Raw genomic sequence first — 15,998 nt, forward strand, 5'->3', positions numbered from 1 at the left:
GTCCGCAGCTTCCCGTCCTAGAAAGGCACGCCCCGATCGGTGTTGGCCCGCAGCGAACGGGTAGGCCAACGTCGATGTGTTGGCGACCCGGCGGCGGGAGGTGGACCATGCGTGGGCGCATCGTGGCAGCTCAGCGCGTTGCGCGCCTGCTGTTGCTGGCGGGTTTGGCGGTTGCCGCCTACTTCGCGCTGAGCATGTTCGACCACGCCGCACACGCCGGCGAAGGTCTGACAGATCCACTGCCGAACGTCGATCCCACTGCCATCGCGCAGAACCTGACCAACGACGCCAAGAAGGGCCGGCCGGCCCCGATATCCACAGCGCACAGGGCCGCCGAGGCGAAGACAAAACCCCAAGCCGCCCAGGTAAAGACGGAACGCAAAGCGGTCGTTACGAAGACCGAGCGCAGGGCTGTCCGTGTCAAGACCGAGCACAAGGCTGTCCGCGCCAAGACCGAGCGCAGGGTTGTCCGCGCCAAGACTCAACACACGTCCGTCAAAACCAAGACCGAACGCCAAGCCGTCAAGGCGCAACGCCAAGCGATCAACGTCAAGGCAAAGCATCACGCCGTCAACGTCAAGGCGCAACGTCGAGCCGTCACCGTCAAGGCGCAACGCCAGGCCGTGAACATCGAGGCGCAACGCCAGGCCGTCAACGTCAAGACTCAGCGCGCAGCTGTCCGCATCTCGCCGGAACGAAAGACCGTCCACATCACGGCGGGACGCAACGCCGCCCACATCACTGCGGAACGTAAAGCCGTTCGTGTCGTGCTCGAGGCGGAGGTCGCACGCGGGAACGCGAACGTGAAGGCAGAGAGCCGGAAGGCAGTCTCGCTGGAGAAGGTAACTCCGCAACTGAGCAGCCTGCCCCTCGACTACTTGCGTGACTTACGCCTGCTGCGGGCTTCTGCCGCCTTGGCGTCCAGTCCCGACCTACTGGCCAACCTTCCATTGACCTCCGCCGAAGTTGAGGTCGGCCCCTGGGACGCGGCACGGCTTAGGCGGTTTGAGCAGATCGGTCCGGCGGGACTGACCGTTCTGCTCCCCCGCTCAGCGTCGCCGGAACAACTGTTCCGAGCGGGCACCCGGTACCTAGCTGGCACCCAGAGCCAACTGGCCACCGAGGTCCAGCTGGTCACTGAGAACCGATCGGTCACCAAGGACCGGGCTGGCATCCCGATCCAGGTGGGCACCTGGATCCAGGTGGGCACCCCGATCCAGGTGGGCACTCCGATTCGCGCGGGCACGCCGGTCCAGGCGAGCACGCCGGTCCGAGCGGGCACCGGGAATCAACCGGCTACTGCGACGTCCTTGGGCCCGTGGCTTGTCATGTCGGGCACTCCCTGGTTGACCGACGTTTCGGACCCGTGGCTGCGGGGCGGCGGCGCCGGGAGGTCGGGCGCGCCGGCCACTCGGATTGCCGCGAGCCCGGCGGAGCCGGCGTCGGATCCGGGCCCGCCGGGCTCGCCGAGCCGGCCGACCGGCAACGTGGCTGGGGCCGGCCACGTCCGGGACTCGGGCGGGAGCGCGGCGGCGCCGATGGGCACCGTCCCGTCGTCCTGGTGCTTGGAACTTGCCTCTGAACTGGCTCCTCTGCCCGCGAACGCCCGTTTCTTCGGGCTTACCGTCCGTTATTGCGGGCCTCCCAGCTGAATTCTGCGGTTCGGAATCGGGCTGTCGCCTTCGGGGCGACGGCCGTGAGCCGGCCGCTGGATTTCCGCGCGCCGGTTTCCCACCGCGAGCTCTGGCTGGGAGGCCATCGTGATCCGCATTCTGCTTGTCGAACCCATGAATCTGCTGCGCGGCGCTCTGGCCGCGACCCTGTCCCTGGAAGACGACTTCGATGTTGTGGCCGAGCTGCCCGGTCTCGGTGAGGCGCTCGACATGGCCCGCGCCGTGCCGCCCGATGTGGCCGTCGTCAACGTCGGGCTGCTGACCGAGGACGGTCTGCAGCTACTGAATCGGCTCAGTGTCGAGCAGCCTCAGTGCGCCACTCTCGTGCTGGCCGGGCCCGAGGCGCCGGAGCGGCTGCACCGCGCGCTGGAACTGCACGCCCGCGGCGTCGTCGGCACCCAAGCCGCGCCCTGTGAGCTCGTCCGCGCCATCCGGCGGCTGGCCGGCGGCGAGCGGGTCATCGACGCCGGACTGGCCGTGGCCATGGTGGCGGCGCCGCGCAGTCCGCTGTCGGCGCGGGAGATGGACGTGCTCAGCGTGGCCGCGTCGGGCGCGCCTTCGCCCGAGATCGCGGCCACGCTGCACCTGACCGCGGGCACCGTCCGCAACTACATCTCGGTGATCCTGCGCAAGACGGGCGCGCGCAATCGGCTCGAAGCGGTCCGGGTGGCCGAGGCGGCGGGCTGGTTCGGGTGAGGCCGATCAGCCCGGACACGAGCATCGGCCCCGCCCACGTCGTCGTCGGACCAGGCCCGGGTACGGCCCCGCCACGTCGACGTCGGACCAGGCCGGGTGTGACTTTTGTCAGCTCAGCCGATGACAACGCTCACTGGGGCCGGCCCGCGCCGACATCGAAGCTGGTCAGTGACAAGAACTCACACCAGCAGGAGGAACGATGAATCGGCAACGACTTCCGATGATCGTCGTCAGCGTGCTCGTGGCGCTGGGACTCGTCGCCGCGGGCACGAGTGCGGCCAACGCCGCGCCCAGCGCCGCAGCGCCGCCCGCCACCACCGCCGTACCCAGTGTGCCGGTCACCGGCAGCTTCACCGATGCCGGCGGGGGCGCCGGCACGTTCGCCGGTACTTTCACGCCCACGAAGTTCGCGGCGCCCGACGGAAGCCTCGTGGCCACCGGCACGCTGACCGGCACGCTCACCGATTCGACCGGCACCGCTCTGGGCGAGGTCACGCAGACCGTCAGCGCGCCCGCCGTCGTCGCCCAGGCCACCTGCCGGGTGCTGGACCTGGTGCTCGGCCCGCTGCACCTCGACCTGCTCGGCCTGACGGTCGACCTCAACCAGCTGCACCTGGTGATCAACGCGGTGTCCGGCGCCGGGAACCTGCTCGGCAACCTGCTGTGCGCGATCGTCGGCCTGCTCGACGGCGGCGCGAGCGCCGGCCAACTGGCCGCGATCCTCAACTTCCTGCTGGCTCTGCTCAGCGGGCTCTGACCCCTACTGCCCAGGTGGCCGCGCCCGTACGGGTGCGGCCACCTCGCATGTCGTTTCTGTCCAAGACGCCTTCGTGATCGTCTTCTAATCTGGCTGACATGCGTGAACTTGTGTACACCGGTTTCGTCTCGCTCGACGGTGTGGTCGACTCCCCCGGCGGCCCCAGCGAGGGCCACCGCAGCGGCGGCTGGACCTACCAGGACATCGAGTTCCTGCCCGAGGCGTACGCGCTCAAGGGCGAGGAACTGGCCGAGACCTCGGCCCTCATGTTCGGGCGGCGCAGCTACGAGGCGTTCGCGCCGACCTGGGTCGACTCGGCCGACCACGCCAGTTACAAAGACCTTCCCAAGTACGTCGTCTCGACCACCCTGTCCGAGGCCGAGCTCACCGACGGCTGGGGCGAGACGACGATCCTGCGCTCGACCGACGAGATCGCCGAGCTCAAGAAGGGCGAGGGCGGCGCCATCTTCATCCACGGCAGCGCCGACCTGGCCCGGCGCCTGTCCGAGGCCGGCCTGATCGACCGCTACCACCTGCTCATGTACCCGGTGCTGCTGGGCGCGGGCAAGAGCCTGTTCAGCCGGGCCGACAACGACAAGCGCATGCTGAAGCTGCGGACCTCCGAGGCGTACCCCAACGGGATCCTCAAACTGATCTACGACGTGGGCTGAGCCAGGTCGAGGGCGATCGCCCCGGGCGTGCCGTCGCGGAGCTGCCGCGGCGTGCGCCCGACGTAGCGGCGCAGCGCGCGGGCCAGGTGCGGCTCGTCGAAATAGCCGAGCCCGGCCACGACGTCGGCCACCGGCTTGCCCCCGGCGAGCAGGAACGACGCTTCCCGGGCACGCTCGATCTGGCGTACTGCCCCCTGGGCCAGCCCGGTCGCGGACCGGAACCGGCGTTCCAGCGTGCGCGGCGTGACCTCGGGCCGGCCACCGCGCCGCACCTCCGCTACCAGGGGATCGCGTTCCAGGGCGCCGGCCCGCACGAGCCGGTCGACCAGGGCCTCGGCGTCGTCCGGGCCGGGCGTCTCCCATCGGTCGCCGGCCAGCCGGAAGTGCCGGTGGGTAGCGTCGGGCAGCTCGAGCCCGGCGTCGACCAGGGCCGGCGTGGCCACGACCCGCAACGAGGTGCCGACCGCCAGCTCGATGCCGACGAACGTGGCCCCCTCGGGCACCGGCGCCGTTCCCGTACGGGTCTCGGGGCCGGTCACCCCGGCGTACGCGCGGCCGTCCTGCTGCCAGAACACCAGGCCGAGGTTGACGCCGGCCACCGAGGTCATCTCGGTGACGCGGTCGCTCGTGCAGGTCCACACCTCGCTGACCCACGGCGAGTCCGACCCCCGTCGGCCGAATCGCAGCTGCATCCGGAAAAGGTACGCGATCACCGATGAGTTCCGGCCACGGCCGGGGTCCACCCCGCATGGCGAAAATCATCTCGACCCTGTTCATCGCGGCCGACGGCGTAGCCGAGATCGACCCCGACTGGCACTTCCCCTACTTCGACGAAAACATGGGCCGTGCCGTCAGCGAGGACTACGAGACCTCGGACGTGCTGCTGATCGGCCGCGACACGTACGACAGCTTCGCCGGCGCCTGGCCCGGCCGCGAGCAGGCCGGCGGCGAGGACGCCCCCTTCGCGAAGCAACTGGGCGACACCCGCAAGATCGTCGCCTCCCGCCAGAACCTGACGTTCATCTGGCGCAACTCCGAGCTGCTGGAGGGCGACCTGCTCGACGCGGCCCGCGCCCTCAAGGCCGACCCCGCGATCAAGGGCGTTCTCATCCCCGGCTCGATCACCATCGTCCAGCAGTTGCTGGCGGCCGGCCTGATCGACGAGTTGCGCCTGCTCATCCACCCGGTCGCCGCCCGCAAAGGGCGCCGCCTCTTCGACGAAGGCGGCACCCCGTACCACCTGAAGGTGACGGCGACCGAAATCTTCCCGACCGGCGTCATCCGCGTGATCTACGCCCCCACCGACAAGCCGGCCCCGGCCGGCTACGAAGACGCCAAGGGCAAGGTCTAGGAGCGCGGCCAGCCCAGCTGATGCCAGCGGTGCTGACCGGAGAACCAGATACCGGTCTCCCGTGACAGGCGGTAGGTGCCGAGCCAGCCGAGCGGCTTCACCACCACGTCCACCCGCCACGAAGCCCCTTGGCGGGTCTGGGTCAAGCCGCAGTCGGACAGCGCGCGATACCAGCCGTCGTAACTGTCGCAGACGAGCACCGCCCGGGCCGACTCCTCCGGCCCGGTCAGCAGTCGGCTCGCGAACTCCGGATCGGCCGAGATCGGGCTGAACATATGCGAAGTAGGTGCATTCCGTCGCCACTGCCGAAGATGTTCCGCCACCGGGTATCGGTGCGACCTGCCTCGTGCCATTTCGAGTGGAGCTGGTCGCGACCCTGATCGGAGAAGGCATCGTTCAGGTGGTAGCCGACCTTGGCGAAATACGGTGAATGGGCCGACCATGCCAGGACATCCGGCACGTAGCGGCCCCACCACCGGTGGACCACGGCGAGAACGGGATCGTCGGTTGGCAGTCCGCGGTCGTGCCAACGGGCCAGGCCGAGGTCAGGCCGTCGCCAGCCGAGGCCATAGACCAGCAACTGAAGGAACGGCCCCCAATAGGCGATCCGCTCGTTCAGGCCCGCGGTGACGTCGTCGTTCCGTCCGCGGGCGGCCACCGGGTCCGGCGGGGGCGGATGACTGCCCTGCGGATCTGCCACAGCCGCCCAAGCCCGCGGGAGATAGAAGTTCACCCCTCCGTCCGTTCCGGCGGCAGCCGACGAGAACTCGGGTCGGGACAAGTCCGGGCCAGTCATGGGAGCAGGCTATGGGCCGGGCCGGACCCGACCGGCGTAACCGGGAAAAATCGGTGGCGCGGTCTCGGACCACCGTGGCAGGGTGGTCGGCGTCCTGCTGATCGAGACGAGGAGTAAGCAATGCGAGCAGCTTCCACGCTCCGGACCCTTTTCCGTCCCACCGTGGAGTTGCGTTTTGGCATTGTTGAATCTCGGGATCGTCGCCCATGTTGATGCGGGCAAGACCAGTCTGACCGAACGGCTTCTGTACGAGGCCGGTGCCGTCGCGCAGCCCGGCAGTGTCGATGCCGGCACGACGCGCACCGACTCGATGGAGCTGGAGCGGCAGCGCGGCATCACGATCCGGGCCGCGGTCACCTCGCTCAGCCTCGGTGAGCTCACCGTCAACCTGCTCGACACGCCGGGCCACCCGGACTTCATCGCCGAGGTCGAACGGTCGCTGGCCGTGCTCGACGCGGCCGTGCTGGTCATCTCGGGTGTCGAGGGCGTGCAGCCGCAGACCGTAGCCATCTGGCGGGCGCTGCGGCGCATCGGCGTACCCACCATGCTCTTCGTCAACAAGGTCGACCGGCGCGGCGCCGACGTCGACCGGGTGGTCGCCCAGGTACAGCGGCGGCTCGGCACCCGGCCGGTCGTGCTCACCACAGTCACCGGTCAAGGCACGCGCGAGGCCCGGGTGCGGGCGCTCGGTCTGAACGCCGAGACGGTCGTGGAGGCGGTGGCCGAGGCCGACGACACCGTGGCCGAGCGCTGGCTGGGCGGCGAGCCGGTGCGCGCCCGTGAGGTTCGGCGTGCGCTGCGGCGGACCGGGCTCACCCCGGTCGTGTGCGGCTCCGCGATCACCGGGGCGGGTGTGGCGCAGCTGCGGCACTTCCTGTCCGACCTGCTACCTCGGCCGGCCGAGCGGGACGGGCCGCCGGTGGGCACCGTTTTCGCCGTCGACCGGGACGGGCACGGGCGGCGGGCCTGGCTGCGGCTCTGGTCGGGGCGGCTTCGCGTACGGGAAAAAGTGCAGTTCGCGGCGGGCCGGGCGCAGACGGTGACCGAGATCGCGGTCAGCGAGCCGGGCGGCGTGCTCGTGCGCCCGTCGGCGTCGGCCGGGCAGATCGTGGCGGTGCGGGGTGTGTCGGCGCGGATCGGTCAACATGTCGGTGACCCGCCGCGGCGCGACCGCTACCGTTTCCCGCCGCCGACCCGGCAGGCGCTGGTCGAGCCGGTGGAGCCGAGTCAGCGCCTGGCCCTGTTCGCCGGGCTGGCCGAGCTGGCCGACGAGGACCCGCTGGTCGACCTGCGGCTCGACGAGCAGCAGGGCGAGGCCGTGATCCGGCTGCACGGCGAGGTGCAGAAAGAGGTGATCGCCGCGCTGCTCGAGGACCGGTACGGCGTCGAAGTGCGCTTCTCGGGCACGCTGACCGCCTGCATCGAGCGGGTGGCCGGCACCGGCACGGCCGAGGACCGGATCAAGGAACGCGGCAACCCGTACCTGGCGGGGATCGGTCTGCGGGTCGAGGCGGCGCCGGTCGGGCACGGCATCGAGTTCCGGCCCGGCATCGAACCCGGCCGCCTGCCTCCCGCGTTCGTGGCGGCCACCGAGGAGGGGGTGCGGGCCGCCCTGCGGCAGGGGCGCAACGGCTGGCCCGTCACCGACTGCACAGTCACCATGACGTCGTCGCAGTACTGGCCGCGGCAGAGCAAGGTGCACCAGAAGTTCAACAAGTCGGTCTCGAGCGTGGCCGGCGACTTCCGGCACCTGGCTCAGGTGGTGGTCACGGCGGCGCTGCGCCGGGCCGGCACCCGGGTCTGCCAGCCGGTCGAACGGTTCGACGTCAACCTGCCGCCGGACACGTTCGACGCGGTGACGGCGCTGCTGGGCCGGGCCGGGGCGGTGATCGACGACACCGCCGCGACCGGCGAGTACCTGGAGGTGAGCGGCACCCTGCCCTCGGCCCGGATCCCGTCGGTGGTGGGCGCGCTGCCCGATCTGACCGGGGGCGAGGCCGTGCTGACCGCGCAGTTCGACCACTACGCGCCGGTCACCGCCGAGGCCCCGCCGGTGCTGCCCCGGCGCGGCCCCGACCCGGCCGACCGGGAGGGGTGGTTCCGGGCGGTGCCGCGGTGATCAGCCCCGGTTGTACTCGTGCACGGTGACCGGTTTGCCGTCGGCGGCGTCCACGCGGACGGCGAAACCGGCGCGCCCAGCCGCGGTCGTCGCGTCCGTCACGGCGTACGTAAGGAATTGGATGTTCTCGTCGCCGACGTAGTCGATCTCTTCGGGCTCGGGCTCCAGCGAGCACAGGGCGGTGGCCCGGGCCAGTTCGCGGGGCTCGGTGCCGGCCTCCTTGACCGGGAGGCCGGTCAGCACCACGGTCATCTCGCCGTAGCCGGCGCAGGTCAGCCGCAGCTTGAGGTCGCCGACGTAGTGCGGTGCGTCGCGGCTCCAACCGTCGATGACCGGCCCGTGATACTCGATCGCGGCCGGCGCCGGCGACGAAGGCAGAGCCGCGAGCGCGTCCGCGGCCAGCAGCACCGGGTCGAAACCGGAACTGGCCGGCACCGGCTCGGCCCGACGCTGCCGGAGGACGACGGCCGTCGCCGCCAGCACCAGAACAGCGACGGTCGCGAAGACGATCTTTTTCATCCGGCGCACGGTAGTCGCCGCCACTTGACAGCCACTTACCCGCTCTACGCTGCTGGCTGAACGACCCCCGCCCGGTATCGGCGGGGGCCTTCCTTGTCATACGGTCACCTCATGGCGGACATCCGGCGGCGACCCCGGCCCTTGCTGCGCACCCTGGTCGGCGACGTGCTGCGCCGCCACCGGCTGCGTCAACGGCGTACGCTGGCCGAGGTCGCTCACGAGGCCAGCGTCTCGGTGCAGTACCTCTCCGAGGTCGAACGCGGTCGCAAGGAGCCGAGCTCCGAGATCCTGGCCGTGGTCTGCGACGCGCTCCGCATCGACCTGGCCGACCTGCTGGCCGAGGTCGGCCGCGATCTGACGGCCTACCAGGCGCCCGTCCTCCGGCTCGACCAGGCCCGCCTGCGCCGCGCTCCGGCTCCGGCCCCGCACCGCTCCGGCGACGTCCTGATGCTGGCCGCCTGACGCTCCCGTGGAACGTCTCGAGTTCGGCGCCGCCCTGCGTCAGCTGCGCGAGGCCACGGCGCCGGCGACTCTCGGACTTCCGATCGGCCGGCGGCGGACCCAAGGGTTGCGGCGGGAGGAACTCGGCGTCCTCGCCGGGATGTCGGCGGACTACGTACGCCGGTTGGAGCAGGGGCGCAGCCATCCGTCCGCCGGCGTGGTGAATGCCCTGGCCCGGGCCTTGCGGGTCGGGCGGGCGGACTACGAGCGACTGTGCGCCCTGGCCGGGTACGCCGCCGCGGACGGGCAGGTGCCGACCGACCTCGGCCCGGGCGCGACGCGTCTGCTGGAGCGGTTCACCGACACGCCCATGTTCGTCTCCGACGCGGCGATGAACGTGGTCGCCATGAACAGCGCATTCCTGGCTCTGGGGCATTGGGAACTCACGGGCGGCCCCTGGGACTGGAACATCGCCTGGCGGACGTTCTGCGATCCGGTCGGCGGCTTCAAGCAGTCGACGGCCGACGCGACCGATCACGAGGCGATCCTCGTCGCCCGCCTGCGGAGCGCGGTGCTGCGCTACCCGGCCGACACGTCGCTGGCCGCGCTGGTCGACGAGATGCGAACCCGGAGCCGCCTGTTCGACACCCTGTGGCGCACGCCACGCCCGGTGACGGTGTACGAGAGCACCGGCGTGTTCACCGATCCGGACGGCGATTCGGTCACGTTGGCCGGCAATCTGCTGGCCATCCCGGGCGACGACCTGGCGGCGCTGATGCTCACCGCGGCGCCGGGCTCGCCGGACGCGGCGCACCTGGCCGAGATCGTCAGCGGCGCCGGCGAGCCGACGATCATCAAGGTGGGCCGGTCCGGCCCAGGCTGACCACGGGAAATCCTGCGAGATTGAACTGATGATTCCCGACGACGATCCGGCCCGCTCACTGACCGTGGCCAACCCGGACGACCCGGCCACGACCTACATCTCGCTCGTGGGCAACACCTACGCCATGCTGATCACCGGCGAGCAGACGAACGGACAGTACTGCCTGATCGACATGCGGGTGCCCGACGGCGGCGGCCCGCCCCCGCACCGGCACGACTTCGAAGAGATGTTCACCATCCTCGAGGGCGAGATCGAGTTCACGTTCCGCGGCGAGAAGCACACCGTACGGGCCGGGTCGACGATCAACATCCCGGCCAACGCGCCCCACAACTTCCGCAACAACTCGGGCGCCCCGGCCCGCATGCTGTGCATGTGCACCCCGGCCGGCCAGGACGAATACTTCACCCGAATCGGCGACGCCGTGCCGAGCCTGGACGCACCGCCGCCCCAGCTCACGCCGGACGAAGTCATGGAGCGACGCCGCCGCGCAGCCGAACTGGCCTCCACCTACCGCAGCGAGTTCCTCTGACCTTGCCCGGCGCCCGACATCGATGATCTGATATGTCCACAGTCGATGGCGACGAACGGGGACATGATGCGACGACCGAAGCTAATCCTCGCAGCACTGACAGTTCTGGCCACGATCGCGGCCGGGCTGCCCGGGTCACCGGCCCAGGCCGCCTACCCGACGACCAGGTTCCTGGTCAGCGCGTCGTACTCGACGGCCTCGGGCACCATCACGTGGTACAACCGCTCTGTCGGCATCCAGGGCTACGTGCAAGACCACAACTCGTCCCCGGACGGCTACAGCCAGGTCCGGTTCCACTGGTTCCTCGACTACGACACCGAGTACGGCGTCTCCCAGACCAGAACGGCCAACCCCGGCGAGCGAAAGTCGTTCAACTTCCAACAGCAGGGCCCCGAAGGCGGAATCCGCATCGTCCACATCCGCGTGTGCGCGCTGGTCGGCGGCTGCGCCAGCGACTCGTTCCCGAGGCCGCAGTAGCACCTGCGGTTCTCGCGACGGATGAGGCGTCGCCGGTTACGAGACGTGCGGCTCAGTAGGGCGGCGGCTCCGCCACCGTCGACGTTCCCTGCGACTCCGTCTTGAAGATGTAGGTGCTCCCTTACGCCGCGTCGAGGCGGTAGGCGCGGGACTCGCGGTGGGTGATGACGCGGTCGGCCAAGCCGTAGGCGACTACCTCCGAGGAGCGTAGGGCCATGCTGCGGTCGGTGTCGGCTCGGATTTTGGCTATGGAGTGGCCGGTGTGGGTGGCCAGGATCTGGTCCATCTCGGCTCGGACCTTGGCTACTTCTTTGGCTTCTACGGCGAGGTCGGGCAGGGTGCCTCGGGCCTGGCTGGAGGGCTGGTGCAGGGTGACCCTGGCGTGCGGCAGCACCGAGCGCTTGCCGGGGGTGCCGGCGGCCAGCAGTGCGGCGGCGGCTGAGGCGGCCTGGCCGACGCAGATGGTCGCGATGTCACACCGTACGAAATGCATGGTGTCGTAGATGGCCGTCAAGGCGCTGAAAGAGCCGCCGGGTGAGTTGATGTAGAGGCCGATCTCTTGCTCGCCGGCCGATTCCAGGTGGATCAGCTGGGCGATCACCACGTTGGCCACGCCGTCGTCGATCTCGGTGCCCAGGAAGATGATGCGGTCCGACAGCAGCCTCGAGTAGATGTCGAAGGCTCGCTCGCCATTGGGGGTCTTTTCGACCACTGTGGGGATTGTGTACTGGCTCATGCGGTCAGTCCCATCGGCTGGCGGGTCATTTCGGGGCGTACGTCGTCGACGCTGTCGAGGATGTGGTCGATCAGGCCGTAGGCGAGGGCCTCGTCGGCGGTGAACCAGCGGTCGCGGCGGCTGTCGAGTTCGACCGTTTCGATCGGCTGGCCGGTGTGTTCGGCGGTCAGGCGCAGCAGGGTTCGACCCAGCCGTTCCAGTTGGTTGGCGTAGATCTCCACGTCGGCTGCGGTGCCGCCGAAGCCGGCCGAGCCCTGGTGCATCAGCACCTGGGCGTGGGGCAGGGCGAAGCGCTTGCCGGGGGTGCCCGCCGTCAGCAGGAACTGGCCCATGCTGCCGGCCAGGCCCAGGGCCAGGGTGCTCACGTCGTTGGGGATCAGGCGCATGGTGTCGTAGATGGCCAGGCCGGCCGTGACCGAGCCGCCGGGTGAGTTGATGTAGAGGCTGATCACGCCGCGCGGGTCCTCGGCCGACAGCAGCAGCAGCTGGCCGCACAGGCGGTTGGCGATCTGGTCGTCGACCTCGGCGCCGAGCACGATGATGCGCTGGTGCAGCAGCCGGGCCGCCACCTGGTCGTCGATGGACCCCGCACTCCAGGGGGTCGCCGCAGAGGCAAGTCGCATGGGATTCTCCATTCGGTCGGTCTCCACCATCGGGCGGCGGACGGCGACGGGCCAAGCGGATCTGCTGTCAGCAGATGCCGGGCGGGAGGATCAACGCATGACTGTCCACCTCCGGGGACAATCGACGGTCGCCGAGCGGCCGGGTGACGGGCCCCTGGAGCATCTGCGCACGATGATCCGGGCGCTGCCGGTGCCCACGGCGCCGATGACCTTCCCCAGTCGTGAGGCGGCGCTCGGGCTGGCCCTGATGGATCTGTCGTTCCGGCTCGACCACCTGCCCCGGTTGTCGGAGCACCTGACGTTGATGGACCGCGGCCACATGAGCCGCACAATCAGCGTCGACGTGGATGTGGATCTCATCTCGGGGCGGTTGCGCGAGACGCTGATGGTGCCGGGAGACACGTCGCTGTGGGTGCCGGTGTCCCGGTACAGCCGGCGTGACCTGGCCCCGGTGGTCATCCGGGACTCGAACGGCGAGGTCGTGCCCCGGCTCTCGCACCGCGACGCCAACCGGGTGACCGCGGCCGCGTTCGTGAAGTTGCTGTTCATGCTGATCAACGCGCACGACGACGTGTCGGTGCCGGCCACCGCGATCCACCAGCTGCGGCACACCCATCAGCGGTCGCGGTGGCTGATCGAGGCGGCCATCACCGAGCTGATCATGGTGGGGGCGCCGGCCGGGCAGCGGTTGCACACGCCGCTGGATCACGCGGCCGGGCTGGAGGGCTCGCACACCGTACGGGACCTGGCTTTGACCGGTCTTGACGAGCTCTTCCCACCGGCCGATGGTGACCTGCCGTTCGCCCGTCTGCTGCAATTAGCCGTACGCCAGTACACGCTGGTCGCGCAGCTCGGGCTCGACCGGCCCCGGCGCTTCCTGACGTGGGAGGCGCCGCTGCTGCCGGCCGAGCATCAACCGGCCCGGTGGCAGAGCCTGGCCAAGAACGTGCTCCCGGTGAACCGCGAGTTCGTCGTCGAGTACGAGACCGAGATCCCGCGCTCGGTCAAGGCGTACCACCTGACCCTGGAGACCCGGCAGGAGATCAGCGTCCGCCGGTTCCTGATGTCGAGCGACGTCGACGACGAGTTCGTCGAGGTGCTGGCGCAGGACCTGGAGTCCGTGGCCCGCCGCGCGGACACCCTGGGCAGTCACCACAAGCTGCTCGAGCTCGAGATGCAGGGGATCGCCTCGCGCCTGGCCGAGCTGGGCCGGCGGCGGCTGGTCGACCTCAACGGCTACGAGGCGTACCTGGCCCGGCTGCCCATCCCGGTCGGGCCGGGCTCGGCGCCGCCCCCGGCCCGGCTGACCGCCGACCAGGTGCTCACCGCGCTCTCGGCCGGCAACTGCTCGCTCGACGTGCTGGCCGCGTTCTGCGCCCACTACGCCGCCGACGGCCTGCAACATCTGGCCCGGAGCGGGCTGCCCGGGCCGGCCCTGCGCAACATCGCTGCCGGGCTGCGCGCGACCCAGGTCGGGCGGGACGTCACCTGTGACAACGACCCCCGCGAGCACGGCGCCCACGCGCACTGGCGGCGCCCGTCGGTCGAGCTCAGCCCGCAGTCGACCGAGCCGGTGCGGGTGTTCGCGTTCATGACCCTGGCCGACGAGGCGCCGGCCCTGATCGAGAGCATCACCCGGATGGTGGCCGGCCTGGCCCTGGTCGTGCTGGGCATCGGCACCCTGCTGTCGGGCGGGATCAGCTGGCTCTACTCGGCCGAGATCCCCGAGGGGTTCGTGCCCGACCAGGCCGACGCCGTCGTCGCCGTGCTGCTGCTGGTGCCCGGTCTGCTGCTGGCCCGGCTCGACCTGCCCAGCACCAAGTCCGTACTGGGGCAATTGCACAAATTCCAGAGGACGCTGGCCGCGGCCTCGGTCGTGGTCACCACCGCCCTGGCCATCGTGGTCGGCACGGTCGACTCCGACCGCGAGATGACCCGGTTGTTCCAGCTCGCGCTGGCCGTGCTGATCGTCATCCTGCTGTGCTGCCTGAGCGAGTTCTACGCCCGGCGGTTGCATCGCAGCAGCTCGGTGCCGCGGTCGGCCCGGGTGCCGCGCTGGCTGCGCGATGCCCGCGGGGCCACCCGGCCCACTGTGGATCCCGACGACTTCTTCGACGCCCGGGGCGAGGTGTGAGATGACCCAGCCGACGAACTCCACGAAGTCGTCCGAGCTCGCCCGGATAGCGGCCGAGGCGGCCGGCACCCACTTCTCGTCGGTGCAGTTCACGCTCACCCACGGCCCGGCCAACGGGGCGCCGCCGACGCCGATCATCGACCCCGACAAGGAGGACCCGAACGGCTGGCCGACCGATTTCTGCCACTTCTCGGTGGCCGGCCTGTCGATGTCGATCTCGACCTGGCCCTCGGCCATGTCGGCGTTCAGCGGCCGGGTGCAGCTCGGTCCGGCCGACGAGCCCGGGCCGCGCGACACCTACTCGTACTACGGGCACGCCGTGCCCAACCCGGGCTTCCTCAACCAGTCCTCCCGCAAGGTCGAAGTTCTGATCACCCTGGGTACGGCCCACTGGTCACCGACCTACCGCGAGGCGCTCATGCAGGCGCTGATCATCGAGAAGCTCACCGGTCTGGCCGCCGAACGCGACGCGCCCGTGCTGCACCTGCACACGCCGGTCGCGCCGGTGCCGCTGAGCATCCGGGCCGAGCGCGGCGACGGCTCCAACGAGCGGCTGCGCGACGCCATCGCGCCCTGCCTGCGCTTCTCGATCGGCGTCGACCCGCAGATGTCGGAGGCCCGGCTCGACTTCGAGACCGAACTGGCCGCCCTGGCCGAGGAGTACGGCTTCGGCCTGAAACTCAACGACCAGCGATTCAACCGCGTACGCGGGGAATGGTTCACCATCCGGGGCTTCGATCGCGAGAGGTATCGGCAGGCCCGCAGCCGCCTGTTCCCCGACGCGCCGGTGCTGACCCCGAAACGGGCGGTCATCGCCAGCATCATCGGCCCGTCCCGCACCGGTACGACGGCGGCCGCGGTGGCCGCGCTCCGCGAACGCGGCATCGGGGTGCTGGCCGCGTCCATCTCGAGCATGCGCAAGACGACGTTCATCAACCTGGTGCTGCCGGTCGACGCCGCCGTCCAGGAGACCCGGTCGCAGTGGTCGGGCGGCTGGCTCGACGCCCTGCCGATCCTCAGCGGCGGCGCCGGCGAGCCGGACGACGACAGCCTCATCGCGGACTGGAAGGTGGCGATCAGCCCGGCGATGCGCTGCACCTATCCCCCCTCGAGCCGCCAGACCGGCGCCACGTTCACCGGCCGGGTGCCGTACCCGATCTGGCTCTGGTGGCAACTTCCCCACCGTACGGTCGACACGCCCACGCTGCTGGCCGAGGTGCAGGCGGCATTGCAGCCGCATGCGCGGCGCTGCGAGATCGCGTACGCCCAGTCCCGCCTGTGCCGCGGCGACCTGATCCGCGGACGCGCGAAGCTGATCGTGATGCTGTCGCAGGAACACCGCGACCACGCCGCCGTCCAGCGCCTGCTGACCGACGCCACCGAGGCCGCCCAGCACCGCATCCGCGAACGCCTGCCCGCCCTGGGCCAGGTCGACCCCAGCAAGATTCGCCTACGCCTCTCCCCGCGCGAACGCTGGCTGACCTACGCCGACATCTCGGCCTAGGGCGTATCTGGTGGATCACGCGGGGCTGCGGCGTGGCCCAGCCCGCGCCTGACGGCGTCCGCAGAACGGCCCAATACAACTGTGAGGAT

At 70.4% G+C, this 15,998-nt stretch carries 17 protein-coding genes and 1 pseudogene; 12 read left to right on the forward strand and 6 right to left on the reverse strand.

The genetic code is table 11. From position 1 onward, the window contains the following. Window positions 1-107 precede the first annotated feature (107 nt). From M1L60_RS32090 to M1L60_RS32105, 4 genes are all read left to right on the forward strand, one after another. The gene (locus M1L60_RS32090; RefSeq protein ID WP_253241298.1) at window positions 108-1,652 is read left to right on the forward strand and encodes a hypothetical protein; all 1,545 of its coding nucleotides are present in this window, start codon (window positions 108-110) and stop codon (window positions 1,650-1,652) included. 108 nt (window positions 1,653-1,760) lie between these two features. After that, window positions 1,761-2,369 (forward strand): response regulator transcription factor, encoded by a 609-nt coding sequence (locus tag M1L60_RS32095; protein ID WP_253241299.1) that lies wholly within the window; start codon window positions 1,761-1,763, stop codon window positions 2,367-2,369. 220 nt (window positions 2,370-2,589) lie between these two features. After that, window positions 2,590-3,126, forward strand: a complete 537-nt coding sequence (locus M1L60_RS32100; RefSeq protein WP_253241300.1) for a hypothetical protein — start codon at window positions 2,590-2,592, stop codon at window positions 3,124-3,126. Window positions 3,127-3,224: 98 nt separating this feature from the next. Then, the gene (locus M1L60_RS32105; protein ID WP_253241301.1) at window positions 3,225-3,797 is read left to right on the forward strand and encodes a dihydrofolate reductase family protein; all 573 of its coding nucleotides are present in this window, start codon (window positions 3,225-3,227) and stop codon (window positions 3,795-3,797) included. On the opposite strand, the gene M1L60_RS32110 is transcribed toward M1L60_RS32105, so the two are convergent. Further along, on the reverse strand, window positions 3,782-4,489 hold the full coding sequence (locus tag M1L60_RS32110) for a helix-turn-helix domain-containing protein (protein ID WP_253241302.1): 708 nt from the start codon (window positions 4,487-4,489) through the stop codon (window positions 3,782-3,784). The two genes, M1L60_RS32105 and M1L60_RS32110, sit on opposite strands and share 16 nt — an antisense overlap. A gap of 56 nt (window positions 4,490-4,545) precedes the next feature. Between M1L60_RS32110 and M1L60_RS32115 the strand changes: the two genes are divergently transcribed. Then, the gene (locus tag M1L60_RS32115; RefSeq protein WP_253241303.1) at window positions 4,546-5,148 is read left to right on the forward strand and encodes a dihydrofolate reductase family protein; all 603 of its coding nucleotides are present in this window, start codon (window positions 4,546-4,548) and stop codon (window positions 5,146-5,148) included. Here the strand turns inward: M1L60_RS32115 and M1L60_RS32120 are convergent. Together M1L60_RS32120 and M1L60_RS32125 are read right to left on the reverse strand one after the other, a co-directional pair. After that, entirely contained in the window at window positions 5,145-5,423 is a 279-nt protein-coding gene (locus M1L60_RS32120) for a hypothetical protein (RefSeq protein ID WP_253241304.1), read from the reverse strand. The two genes, M1L60_RS32115 and M1L60_RS32120, sit on opposite strands and share 4 nt — an antisense overlap. Beyond that, window positions 5,375-5,944 (reverse strand): hypothetical protein, encoded by a 570-nt coding sequence (locus tag M1L60_RS32125; protein ID WP_253241305.1) that lies wholly within the window; start codon window positions 5,942-5,944, stop codon window positions 5,375-5,377. Before M1L60_RS32125 ends, M1L60_RS32120 begins: the two co-directional genes overlap by 49 nt. 175 nt (window positions 5,945-6,119) lie before the next feature. Between M1L60_RS32125 and M1L60_RS32130 the strand changes: the two genes are divergently transcribed. After that, entirely contained in the window at window positions 6,120-8,063 is a 1,944-nt protein-coding gene (locus tag M1L60_RS32130; RefSeq protein ID WP_253241306.1) for an elongation factor G, read from the forward strand. On the opposite strand, the gene M1L60_RS32135 is transcribed toward M1L60_RS32130, so the two are convergent. Continuing rightward, window positions 8,064-8,582: a hypothetical protein gene (locus M1L60_RS32135; protein ID WP_253241307.1), complete on the reverse strand. Its 519-nt coding sequence runs from the start codon at window positions 8,580-8,582 to the stop codon at window positions 8,064-8,066. Between the two features lie 111 nt (window positions 8,583-8,693). Between M1L60_RS32135 and M1L60_RS32140 the strand changes: the two are divergent. The 4 genes and pseudogenes from M1L60_RS32140 to M1L60_RS32155 form a co-directional block, all read left to right on the forward strand. Then, window positions 8,694-8,957: pseudogene (locus tag M1L60_RS32140) on the forward strand (helix-turn-helix domain-containing protein); the annotation flags it as partial. A 94-nt stretch (window positions 8,958-9,051) separates the two neighbouring features. Continuing rightward, window positions 9,052-9,906 carry a helix-turn-helix domain-containing protein gene (locus M1L60_RS32145; protein WP_253241308.1) on the forward strand — a complete coding sequence of 285 codons (855 nt, stop codon included), beginning with the start codon at window positions 9,052-9,054 and terminating at the stop codon, window positions 9,904-9,906. A gap of 28 nt (window positions 9,907-9,934) precedes the next feature. Then, window positions 9,935-10,435: a cupin domain-containing protein gene (locus M1L60_RS32150; protein WP_253241309.1), complete on the forward strand. Its 501-nt coding sequence runs from the start codon at window positions 9,935-9,937 to the stop codon at window positions 10,433-10,435. Between the two features lie 63 nt (window positions 10,436-10,498). Continuing rightward, window positions 10,499-10,912: a hypothetical protein gene (locus tag M1L60_RS32155; RefSeq protein ID WP_253241310.1), complete on the forward strand. Its 414-nt coding sequence runs from the start codon at window positions 10,499-10,501 to the stop codon at window positions 10,910-10,912. Between the two features lie 121 nt (window positions 10,913-11,033). Here the strand turns inward: M1L60_RS32155 and M1L60_RS32160 are convergent, their stop codons facing one another. Further along, window positions 11,034-11,648 (reverse strand): ATP-dependent Clp protease proteolytic subunit, encoded by a 615-nt coding sequence (locus M1L60_RS32160; protein ID WP_253241311.1) that lies wholly within the window; start codon window positions 11,646-11,648, stop codon window positions 11,034-11,036. Further along, entirely contained in the window at window positions 11,645-12,271 is a 627-nt protein-coding gene (locus tag M1L60_RS32165) for a ClpP family protease (RefSeq protein ID WP_438862173.1), read from the reverse strand. Before M1L60_RS32165 ends, M1L60_RS32160 begins: the two co-directional genes overlap by 4 nt. A 97-nt stretch (window positions 12,272-12,368) precedes the next feature. On the opposite strand from M1L60_RS32165, the gene M1L60_RS32170 reads away from it, so the two are divergent. Together M1L60_RS32170 and M1L60_RS32175 are read left to right on the forward strand one after the other, a co-directional pair. Continuing rightward, on the forward strand, window positions 12,369-14,405 hold the full coding sequence (locus M1L60_RS32170) for a hypothetical protein (RefSeq protein WP_253241313.1): 2,037 nt from the start codon (window positions 12,369-12,371) through the stop codon (window positions 14,403-14,405). Between the two features lies 1 nt (window position 14,406). After that, window positions 14,407-15,909, forward strand: a complete 1,503-nt coding sequence (locus M1L60_RS32175; RefSeq protein WP_253241314.1) for a hypothetical protein — start codon at window positions 14,407-14,409, stop codon at window positions 15,907-15,909. Window positions 15,910-15,998 lie beyond the last annotated feature (89 nt).

Source organism: Paractinoplanes aksuensis (assembly GCF_024137025.1).
Taxonomy (GTDB): Bacteria; Actinomycetota; Actinomycetes; order Mycobacteriales; family Micromonosporaceae; genus Actinoplanes; species Actinoplanes aksuensis.